We start from the raw sequence: 10397 nt of genomic DNA, 5'->3' as shown, positions 1-10397 counted from the left end.
GGAGCGGGCCCTGCCCGCGAAATCGCGCGCAGGGCGCGCTCCTACATGGGAATGGCGTGGGTGGGGCAGCGTAGGAGCGGATCTCATCCGCGAATCGCGCCGGGATGGCCGGCTATCGCGGACAAGGTCCGCTCCTACGGGGGAGGAATACCGTGTCTCCCGGCAACCTGTAGGAGCGGGCCCTGCCCGCGAAATCGCGCGCAGGGCGCGCTCCTACCATACCGGGGCGCATGGCTTTTCGTAGGAGCATTTCGGTGTCACCTCAGTTGGGCTTCGCCTGCGCCGGCAGCCAGAACTCGATGACCCCGGGCGAGGCCTGCAGGCTTGCCGCCAGGGGCAGGGCCACGGCCTTGTCGCTGAACTTCTGCGCCAGCCAGCGTGCGCATTCGCCGTCGCGGCGGGCGTGGTAGATGAAGGTCGGCCGCGGCCAGGGCAGCGGCGGGGGCGAGCCGCGGCGGGTGGCGGCGCTGACCACGTTCTCGATGCCCGGGGTGCTGATGCCGCTGCCTTCCAGCAGCTTGAGGAAGTCCCGCGCCGGGCGCTGCTCGTCGGACGAGTAGATCTGCGTGTAGAGCACCACCGGCCGCCGCCCTTCGCGTACGCAGGGGTTGTTCGCCGGCTCCGTCGCGGGTTCGGCGCCGGCGGTCATGGCCGGTGGTGGCGCCATCTCGGCGGCGACCGGCGGCGCCGATGCCGGCGCCGCGGGTGGTGGTGGCGGAGGGGGCGGCGGGGCGCTGGCCAGCGCCGGGTTGTCTTCCGGCAGCGGGGTGAAGCCGAACCAGTATTGCTGCACCGGGCTGTTGGGGTGCGGGTCGCTGGTGAGCTGGCGCAGGTAGTCGCAGTCGGCCGACTCGGTGCCGTTGGCGCAGGCCGTGCTGGCGCGCTCGAACAGGGTGCGCATGTCGCTGGCGAACTCCACCGACAGGCCGTTGCGGCTGGCGAAGTTCTCCAGGTGGCCGATACGCGTGCGCAGGGCGTCGCTGACCTTGTTGCCCTTGGCGTAGAGGTCGGCGATGGCCTCCAGCTGGCTGGCGTACTTCGACTCGCTGTCGGCGATGCTGCCGCGGTACTGCTCCAGGCCCTGCCAGAGCGCCACCACCAGGCTGGCGGAAAGGCCCACGCCGAGGGTGGTGCGTACGTTCTGGGCGATGCGCTGGCGGTGGTTCGGGGCGTTGGCCGGGGCCGGCTGGCCGACCGCGGTGAGGGTCACGATGCTGGCCAGGTCGGTCCAGCCGGGCAGGCGCTGGAGGAGGTCGCGGCTGAGCACCGAGCCCAGGGCCAGGCCCAGTTGGTGGTAGGCCTCCCACTGGCTTTCGTCGAAGAACTGGTCGTCGGTGCCCTGCTGCGGGAAGGCCGGGTTGCGGTCGGCGTAGCCCACCAGGTCGAAGGGCAGCTCCAGCAGCGGCGAGTCGCAGCGGTGCGGCTTGACCACCAGCAGGGTGCCGCGCCTGTGGCTGGCGTAGGTGATGCGCGCCAGCAGCAGGTACTCGCGGCCGCAATCCGGCGAGATGGACTCCGGGGTGCCGAACAGCAGGGCGCGGGTGTCGTCGCCGGAGACGCGGGCCAGGCTCTGCGGGTCGATGAATTCGATGTCGGCGTCGTAGTCGATCTTGGCCTTGCGCACCAGGTTCTCCAGGTCCTCGAACAGGTAGCGCGGGTCGGCGCCGCAGTCGCTGGCGACGATCAGGTCGACCTCGCGCTTGAGCAGGGCGTAGACGCCGCTGTTGTCGAAGTGGCCGCCGTCGGACAGGTACCAGAAGGGCGCGCGCAGGCCGGGGAACTGGGCGAGCATCTCGGCGCGGGTGGCCAGGTACTTGGCCAGGCGCGCGCGCCAGCCGGTTTCGGCGGCGCGGGTCGGGTTGGGCAGCCAGAAGCCCAGGCGCAGGCCGGTCATGAACACCAGCGCGGCCAGCCCGGTGCTGGTGCGCGAGCCCATGCCGGTGCTCAGCGCGGCGCCGGAGATGGTCGCCCATTGCGCCAGGCTGCCGTGCTCCATGCCCTCGGGCGGCCGCGGGCCGTGGGTGCCGGTCTCCACGCCCAGGGCGCTGACGGTCAGCGCCACGCCCTTGCGGTCGGCGTTGTAGCTGTGGGTGCGGTCGTCGAGGGTCTGGTTGATGCAGCAGTTGATCAGGTGCAGCGGCCCGCCGTAGGCGTGCGGCTGGTAGTCGCCCAGGGCCACGTCGTCGCCGGGGAGGATTTCCCGCAGCGACTCGATGCCCTCGATCAGCCGGCGCTCGGCCGGCACCAGCAGCGAGGCCGGGAAGCGCGCCTCGGGGCCGCCGTGGTTGGCCACCGCGATGTAGGTGCGGGCCAGACGCGAGCGGTAGAAGTAGTGCAGCGAGGCGAGGTTCAGCTGGGTGAGGTTGGCGCCGCTGATGCCGATGTAGAAGCCCAGCGCGGCCAGCACCAGGGCCCAGTACAGCAGCGGCAGCCAGGGCTGCATGGCGGCGCCGGGGCTGAGCAGGTTGCCGCCCAGGTAGAGGAAGGCCTGCAGCAGCGTCAGCCAGGCCAGCAGCAGGAACGCCAGCAGGGCCAGGCCCAGCAGGTTGGCCAGCTGGCTGCCATAGGCCGTGGGCAGGCCCTGCTGGCGCAGGCGCTCCAGCAGCGTCGGCAGCAGGGCGCGCAACAGCACCACAGCCAGGCCCGTGGAGCCCAGCACGCCAGAGGAGACCAGGGTGAAGTTGCCGCTCTCGCGCAGGCGCACGACCAAGTGCCAGGTCGCCGCCTCGCAGGCGCCCAGCAGCAGGACCCCGGCGCCGCCCAGCAGCACCCAGCCCAGCCAGTGGGTCAGGCGCAGGCGCTGCTGGTCCGGCGGGCAGGCACGCAGCGGCAGGCGCAGCAGCCAGCCCAGCGGGGCGATCAGCAGGGCGCCGACCAGGGTGGCGTAGGCCAGCAGCCGCGGGCCCAGCTCGATGTCGCTCTGCAGCTGCGGCCACAGGCCCTGCACCGCCAGGGCCAGCGCGGCGAGCAGGGCCAGCAGCACCGAGAGCAGGTCGCGCAGGGCGTGGTCCTGGCGGTCGCGGCTGAACCAGTAGGCCCAGCACAGCGCGCCGGCGGCCAGCAGCAACAGCGGCACGACGAGGAACCACAGCGACCAGAGGTTGCCGAGGAACACCGGCGGCGTGCCCACCAGAGCCAGCAGCACGTGGGGCAGCACCGTGAACATGCCGATGCACAGCAGCAGGATGCCGATCTCCAGCTGGGTGGCCATGAAGCCGCGCAGCATCGAGGCGCCGGCCATCAGCAGGTCGCGGCCGCCGGCCGGGGCCAGGTAGCGGCCGTTGTTGCGCAGCCACCAGAGCAGCAGCGAATCGTCCGCCGCCAGACCGTTCTCCACCTCGCGGGCGCCCTGGGCGGGGCCGTACAGGCGGCCGAGCATGGCGCCGACGTAGCCGCCGCCGGAGACCGTGGACAGGTAGTCGAAGCGCTTGAGCACGTGGTTCTTCGCCAGCGCCCGCAGCAGGCCGAAGTTGAAGGTGGCGCTGCGCACGCCGCCGCCGGAGAGGGCCAGGCCCCAACTGAAGTCGCTCGGCACGTCGATGCCGGCCTGGGCACGGCGCTGGCGCAGCAGTGCCTGTTCCTGGTCCCTGAGGTTCGCATGGCGGCGCGGCATGGCGGTGCCCTCCGGCTCCCGGACCCGCGCGGCAAGGGGCGCCGCGCCAGGTCATGCTGACGGCCGGCCGGACCTCCCGGCGCCGAACCCTTGGCGCCGTGCTTCCCTGGCCTTTCCCGGGTTCAGGCCGCGGCGGCGCGCTGGGCGCCGGCCGCCGGCCTCATAGCCAGCTCACCCGCAGGGTGTCCTGGGGCGCATGGCACTCGGTGCCCGGCTCCAGGTAGTGCTGCAGCATCGGCGCCATGCCCTTGAGCACCTGTACCGGCAGCGCCGAGGTGAACTTGAAGTTGCTCGAGGCGCTGCCGGCGACGTAGGCGGTGAGGGTGCCGAAGTGCCGCGGGCCGAGGTAGAACACGAAGGTCGCGGTGCGGTTCAGCGAGCGCGAGCTCTTCACCGCACCGCCGCGGGTGAAGCTTTCGATGCGGTTGTCGCCGGTGCCGGTCTTGCCGCCCATCACCAGCGCGCTGCCGTCGTCGCGGCGGAAGCTGCCGGACAGGCGCCGCGCGGTGCCCTGGTCGACCACCTGGGACAGCGAGTCGCGTAGGGTGCTGGCCACCTCCGAGGTCATCACCCGGGTGCCGACGTTGGCCTGCGGCGCCAGGCTCACCTCGTAGGGCGTGCCGGCGGCGAAGTGCAGGCTGTCGATGCGCAGGGTCGGCAGGCGCACGCCGTCGTTGAGGATGATGCCCATCAGCTCGGCCAGCGCCGCCGGGCGGTCGCCGGAGCTGCCCAGGGCGGTGGCCAGCGAGGGCACCAGGTGGTCGAAGGGGTAGCCCAGTTGCTTCCATTGCTGGTGGATGTCGAGGAAGGCCTCCACCTCCAGCATGATGCGGATGCGCTTGTCGCGGGCGGCCTTGTAGCGCGACTTGTACAGCCAGCCGTAGACCTGCTTGCGCTCGGCGTTGCTGGCGGCCACCGCGTCGGCGAAGCTGGCTTGCGGCTGGCGTTGCAGGTAGCCCAGCAGCCACAGCTCCAGCGGGTGCACGCGGGCCACGTAGCCCTGGTCGTTGAGGTCGTAGGCGCCGGGGCCGTAGCGGGTGTAGAGGTCGGCGATGCGCTTGTCGGTGAGCTTCTCGCCGGTGTAGTGGCTCTGCTTCAGGCGGTCCTGGAGGAAGGCGGCGAAGCTCGCCTGGTCGGCCCGGGGCTGCAGGTAGCGGTGGATCGCCGCCAGGCGCACCGGCCAGGGGCGCAGGCCGTCGAGGAAGGTGTCCAGGCGCTCGTCGGCGTTCTGCCCGCGGTACTTCTGCCAGAAGCGCAGCAGGTAGACGCGGCTCTCCTGGTCGACGAAGCGGTCCAGGTACAGCTGCCGGCGCGGGTCCTTGTCGTCCTGCAGCACGGTCAGCTTGTTGCCGTCCTTCTGGTACATGTCGTGGCGCACCAGGTCGCGCAGCAGGCGCACGAAGGGCAGGTTGATGGACTCGCGCAGGGCTTCGAGCAGGGTGGGGATGCGCCCGTTGTCCTCCCGGCGGAAGTTGGAGAAGGTGTGCACGCCGCCGCCGGTGAAGAAGCTCTCGTAGGGGCTGGCCGAGTACTTGCGCTGCATGGCCGCGGCGAGCATGGCCGAGAGGTCGGCGTTGGGGTTGGCGACCAGGTAGTCGATGGACCAGCGGGTGATGAAGTCCAGCGGCTCCACCGGCACCTTGCGCAACTCGGCGGCGGGCTTGCCGGTGTAGGCGCGGTACAGGTCGGCGACGCGCTCCAGGTAGTTGGACAGCACCCGCAGCTTGGCGGTGGAGCCCAGTTCCAGCTTGCTGCCCTCGTTGATGTCGAAGGGCTGGTCGGTGCTGTCGGTCTGCACGCGCACGCGGTTGCCGTCGGCGGTGCGCTCGAACAGCACGAAGCTGTAGCGCACGTCGGCGGTCTTGTCCTTGGACAGCAGGTGCTCGCCGAACAGGCCGATCTGCGAGGCGAAGTCCGCGTCGGCCAGTTGCTTGAGGTAGGCGCTGACCTTGTTCTGCAGCTCGTCCTGCAGGGTGGTGCTGAAGGTCAGGTCGAGGCGGTCCAGGTCATACAGCGGCACGTTGAGCATGCCGGCCAGGCGGGTGCGGGCCAGGCTCACGCCCTTGTTCGGCTCCAGCGGCTGCACCGTCGGCTGGTTCTGCGGGTCGCGGAACTCCAGGCGCTGGGCCAGCGCGGCATCGCGCAGCGGCGCCTCGATCACCCCGGCCTGGGCCAGCAGGCGCAGGTAGCTGTCGGTCAGCTCGCCCAGCGGCTTGCGCCCGCGCGACAGGTAGTAGGAGGGGCGGCGGTGGGCGATCATCAGCGACACCACCTGGCGTAGCGCCCGGCCCTGGGCCTCCAGCTCGGCGCCCGTGCCGGCGGGCGCGGCGAGCAGGCGGTTGACCTCCTGGTAGTCGGTGCCGTACCAGATCCACAGGCCGTCGGGCAGGCCGCTGACCTCGCCGTAGCCCGGCTGCGCCGAGAGCGGCACCGAGTTGAGGTAGGTGAGCACCACGTTGCGCCGCGCCGGCAGGTTCTCGGCGCCGCCCTGGTAGGCGCGCACGCTGGCCGAGGCCATCTGCCGCAGCTTGTCGCGGATGGAGTTGGTGCGGCCGTCCACCGAGTGGCGGTACTTCTCGATCTGCGTGGCCAGGGTGCTGCCGCCGGGGGCGTGGTTGCCCATGCCCACCAGGCGCCCGGCCTGGGCCACCGCGGCCTGGGTGAAGCGGCTCCAGTCGATGGCCGGGTTGAGGTAGGGGCGGCTGGCGTCGAGCAGGTCGCGGTTCTCGATGTACAGCAGGCTCTGCACGATCAGCGGGGCGATGGCGTCATAGCTGGCGTAGAGGCGCTGCGGGTAGCGGAAGTTGTAGATCGGCAGGCCGCGGCAGTCACTGATGTCGACGCCGGCCTGGGCCTTCTCGGCGTAGGGCGGGAACATGCCGTAGCCGGCGTACTGCAGCAGGGCAGGGGAGAAGCGCGCCTGGTCGAGGGTGACGAAGTCGCGGTCATGCAGGCGCTGCAGGAAGTCCGGCAGTTGCAGGTAGCCCAGGCGGCGGTCGAAGGGGCCGTCCTTCGGGTAGACCACCTGGTCGCTGGCGCCGGCGCCGACCTGCCAGGTCAGGTCGCCGGCCAGGCGCGCCAGTTCGCGGGCCTGCAGCTTGGAAGTGCGCGCCTCGTAGAGCAGCGCCGCGCCCATCGCCGCCAGCAGGGGCAGGACGAAGAGAAACAGCAGCAGAAAACGGTGGTGGCTGGGTTTCTTCGGGGAAAAGCCAGGCTCCGGCACGCCCGGTTGAGAATGCAGTTGACCGGTATGCTCCGTATGCGCCATATCACGACCTGCCCATGCTTGCGAAAGCCTGAGTAAGTGGTCTCCGCCGACGTGACGACCGGCACCCATCCCGGTGCCGCGAAAGCCCCCGTGCCAGCGGCCTCCCCTTTCTTTGAGCGTAGTAGGCGGGGAAAATTCTGCTGAATGTCGTGCCTTCGTCCGGCCCAGCCCGCGACAATGGCCGACGAGTGACCTGGAAGCCCGTCCGATGCGCCCGTTCCTGCTGTTCCTGCCGTTGATCGCCTGCCTGGCCGCCCAGGCCGCGCCCATGCCGTTCTACCTGTGGCAGAGCCGCCTGGACGGCCACCTGACCTGCAGCCAGACCTCGCCGGGGGAAGGCTGGACGCGGCTGTCCGGGCCGTTCAGCGACGCGGGGTGCCGGCAGCCGTTGAAGCAGGGGCCTTCGACCAAGGGGCTGGCGGTGCCGAAGGGGTTGTGAGAGGGGCGCCCAGTTCCTGCTCGCGAACGGTGTTTCCCGGTGGCTGCGGTGCTAGCCCTGAAGAGCGCCCTCTCCCTAACCCTCTCCCTGAAGGGAGAGGGGACCGTTGGGCAGAAACGGAGGCTCTGGAGTTAGCCGGCAACACCGAAAGTTTCCGGCTGGAACCACTCCTTCTCTCGGCACGGACAAGCCCCCTCTCCCTTCAGGGAGAGGGCTGGGGAGAGGGAGCGGAGTCACCCCCAGCACCAAAGCCACCGGGAAACACGGTTCGCGAGCAAGCTCGCTCCTACGAAAAGCCTTTGCCTAGAATGAAGTCGACACCCCCAAAACCGGACCCCACCATGCCCGACAACCCCACCCGCATCCGCCACAGCTGGGACAGCAACGCCAGTGCCTGGACCCGCGCGGTGCGCGAGCAGCGCATCGACAGCCGCCGCCTGGCCACCGACGAGGCCATCGTCCGCGCCGTGCTGGAAGGCTCGCCGCGGCGGGTGCTGGACATCGGCTGCGGCGAGGGCTGGCTGTGCCGGGTGCTGGAGGCCCGGGGCTGCGAGGTGGTGGGCGTCGATGCCTCGGCGGCGCTGATCGAGGCGGCGCGCCAGGCCGGGGACGGGCGCTACGAGGTGCTCAGCCAGGCCGAACTGGTGGGTGAGGCGGGTGCGCACCTGGGACTGTTCGACGCACTGGTGTGCAACTTCGCCCTGTTCGACGAAGACCTCGCGCCCCTGCTGCGTGGCCTGCCACAGCGCCTGGCGCCGGGCGGGCGCTTGCTGATCCAGACGCTGCACCCCTGGAGCGCCTGCGGTGACGAGCCCTACGAGGACGGCTGGCGCCTGGAGACCTTCAGTGCCCTGGGCGAGGAGTTCCGCGAGCCCATGCCCTGGTACTTCCGTACCTTCGAATCCTGGCTGGCCCTGCTGCACGCCTGCGGCTGGCGCCTGCTGTCGCTGCGCGAGCCGCGGCGGCCGGATACCGGCGAGGCCTGCTCGCTGCTGCTGGTGGCCGCGCCGGCCGAATAAGCCTTTGGTCTCGTTCGCACCATAAGGGGGCAGACGCTCCGGCAATCTTGTGCAACACTCCGCGGCGACCTCAGTGGTTCACTCCCGCAATGCCCACGTCCGTTCCACAAGAACGGGCAGCCTCTTCCGGTGTGCAGTCCCGGAAGGCCCCAGACGACTCCTCCCCCGTGCCCACCGGCGCGGTGGCGGCGCTTTTTCCGTCGCGGGCCTTCCTCATCCCGACCGCGCTTCGAGTCGCCGCTGATATACCCAACAACAAAATCGAGGTTGCACCATCATGTCGTCCCACGATCTCCAACGGGATCTCAACGAGCGGCACATCCGTCTCATGGCACTCGGCGCCTGCATCGGCGTCGGCCTGTTCCTCGGCTCCGCCAAGGCCATCCAGATGGCCGGCCCGGCCATCATGCTCTCCTACATCATCGGCGGCCTGGCCATCCTGGTCATCATGCGCGCCCTCGGCGAGATGGCCGTGCACAACCCCGTGGCCGGCTCCTTCGCCCGCTACGCCCAGGACTACCTCGGCCCGCTGGCCGGCTACCTGACCGGCTGGAACTACTGGTTCCTGTGGCTGGTGACCTGCGTCGCGGAGATCACCGCGGTGGCCATCTACATGGGCATCTGGTTCCCCGAGGTGCCGCGCTGGATCTGGGCCCTGGCGGCCCTGGCGAGCATGGGCACCATCAACCTGATCGCGGTGCGCGCCTTCGGCGAGTTCGAGTTCTGGTTCGCCCTGATCAAGGTCGTCACCATCCTCGCGCTGATCCTGGTGGGCGGCGGCATGATCGTCTTCGGCCTGGGCAACGACGGCGTGGCCACCGGCATTTCCAACCTGTGGAGCAACGGCGGCTTCATGCCCCACGGCATCACCGGCGTGCTGATGTCGCTGCAGATGGTGATGTTCGCCTACCTGGGCGTGGAGATGATCGGCCTCACCGCCGGCGAGGCGAAGAACCCGCAGAAGACCATCCCCGGCGCCATCAACTCGGTGTTCTGGCGCATCCTGCTGTTCTACGTCGGCGCGCTCTTCGTGATCATGTCGATCTACCCGTGGAACGAGATCGGCACCCAGGGCAGCCCCTTCGTGATGACCTTCGAGCGCCTTGGCATCAAGACCGCCGCCGGCATCATCAACTTCGTGGTGATCACCGCCGCGCTGTCGTCCTGCAACGGCGGCATCTTCAGCACCGGGCGCATGCTCTACAGCCTCGCCCAGCACGGCCAGGCGCCGGCCGTCTTCGCCAAGACCTCCAAGGGTGGCGTGCCGCGCAATGCGCTGATCCTGTCCATAGTCGCCCTGCTGTTCGGCGTGCTGCTGAACTACCTGGTGCCGGAGAAAGTGTTCACCTGGGTGACCTCCATCGCCACCTTCGGCGCCATCTGGACCTGGGCCATGATCCTGCTGGCGCAGCTGAAGTTCCGCCGCGGCCTGAGCCCGGCCGAGGCCGGCAAGCTGCAGTTCCGCATGTGGCTGTACCCGCTGAGCTCCTACCTGGCCATGGCCTTCCTGGTGCTGGTGGTGGCGCTGATGGCGTTCTTCGAGGACACCCGCATCGCCCTGTACATCGGCCCGGCCTTCCTGGTCCTGCTGGTGGTGCTGTACCGCGTGTTCGACCTGGCGCCGAAAGGCGAGCAGGGCGCGGTCGCCAGCGGCGCGTGAGCGCGGTGACGCAATGAGAAAGGGCCTCTTCGCAGGCTGTGTGAAAAACCGAGCGGCTCTTCGAAGAGCGCGTTCCTACGTGAAATCTGAAGAGGCTTGGCTATTCAGCCAATCCAGAATCCACGTAGAAACGCGAAATCCAGGTTGTTTTTTAACCAGTGGGACCGATCCTGAGGTTTTCACACAGCCTGTTCGGAGGCCCTTTTTCTTGGGCGGCCAGAAAATGAAATGCACGGCCTTCCGGCGGACCGTAGGAGCGGGCCCTGCCCGCGAATCGCGCGCAGGGCGCGCTCCTACATGGGCACGGCGTTGGGGCAAGCCGTAGGAGCGGATCTCATCCGCGAATCGAGCCGGAACGTCCGGCCATCGCGGACAAGGTCCGCTCCTACGAAGAGCGT

5 protein-coding genes are annotated in these 10397 nt (G+C 69.7%); 3 read left to right on the top strand and 2 right to left on the bottom strand.

The features are described 5' to 3' along the window. Positions 1–262: 262 nt before the first annotated feature. Both VV867_RS20445 and VV867_RS20440 read right to left on the bottom strand, forming a co-directional pair. On the bottom strand, positions 263–3613 hold the full coding sequence (locus VV867_RS20445) for a patatin-like phospholipase family protein (RefSeq protein WP_328567407.1): 3351 nt from the start codon (positions 3611–3613) through the stop codon (positions 263–265). Between the two features lie 160 nt (positions 3614–3773). After that, on the bottom strand, positions 3774–6785 hold the full coding sequence (locus VV867_RS20440) for a transglycosylase domain-containing protein (protein ID WP_275630507.1): 3012 nt from the start codon (positions 6783–6785) through the stop codon (positions 3774–3776). A 304-nt stretch (positions 6786–7089) separates the two neighbouring features. On the opposite strand from VV867_RS20440, the gene VV867_RS20435 reads away from it, so the two are divergent. From VV867_RS20435 to VV867_RS20425, 3 genes are all read left to right on the top strand, one after another. Then, complete coding sequence (locus tag VV867_RS20435) at positions 7090–7320, top strand: hypothetical protein (RefSeq protein ID WP_328567406.1); 231 nt, start codon at positions 7090–7092, stop codon at positions 7318–7320. 341 nt (positions 7321–7661) lie between these two features. Then, the gene (locus tag VV867_RS20430; RefSeq protein ID WP_328567405.1) at positions 7662–8339 is read left to right on the top strand and encodes a class I SAM-dependent methyltransferase; all 678 of its coding nucleotides are present in this window, start codon (positions 7662–7664) and stop codon (positions 8337–8339) included. A gap of 277 nt (positions 8340–8616) precedes the next feature. After that, a complete protein-coding gene (locus VV867_RS20425; RefSeq protein ID WP_275627112.1) occupies positions 8617–9999 on the top strand; it encodes an amino acid permease in 1383 nt (460 codons plus the stop codon). Positions 10000–10397: the final 398 nt, after the last annotated feature.

Origin of the sequence: Pseudomonas sp. JH-2, assembly GCF_036231725.1 — a bacterium.
GTDB classification, from domain to species: domain Bacteria; phylum Pseudomonadota; class Gammaproteobacteria; order Pseudomonadales; family Pseudomonadaceae; genus Pseudomonas; species Pseudomonas delhiensis.
Note: the sequence above shows the minus strand (reverse complement) of the source record. Positions and strands in the feature narration are given on the sequence as shown.

What these genes read in the sequence shown, in the direction of transcription:
- VV867_RS20445 (WP_328567407.1), bottom strand. Translation starts at nt 3,613, where the DNA reads ATGCCGCGCCGCCATGCGAACCTCAGGGACCAGGAACAGGCACTGCTG.
- VV867_RS20435 (WP_328567406.1), top strand. Translation starts at nt 7,090, where the DNA reads ATGCGCCCGTTCCTGCTGTTCCTGCCGTTGATCGCCTGCCTGGCCGCC.
- VV867_RS20430 (WP_328567405.1), top strand. Translation starts at nt 7,662, where the DNA reads ATGCCCGACAACCCCACCCGCATCCGCCACAGCTGGGACAGCAACGCC.
- VV867_RS20425 (WP_275627112.1), top strand. Translation starts at nt 8,617, where the DNA reads ATGTCGTCCCACGATCTCCAACGGGATCTCAACGAGCGGCACATCCGT.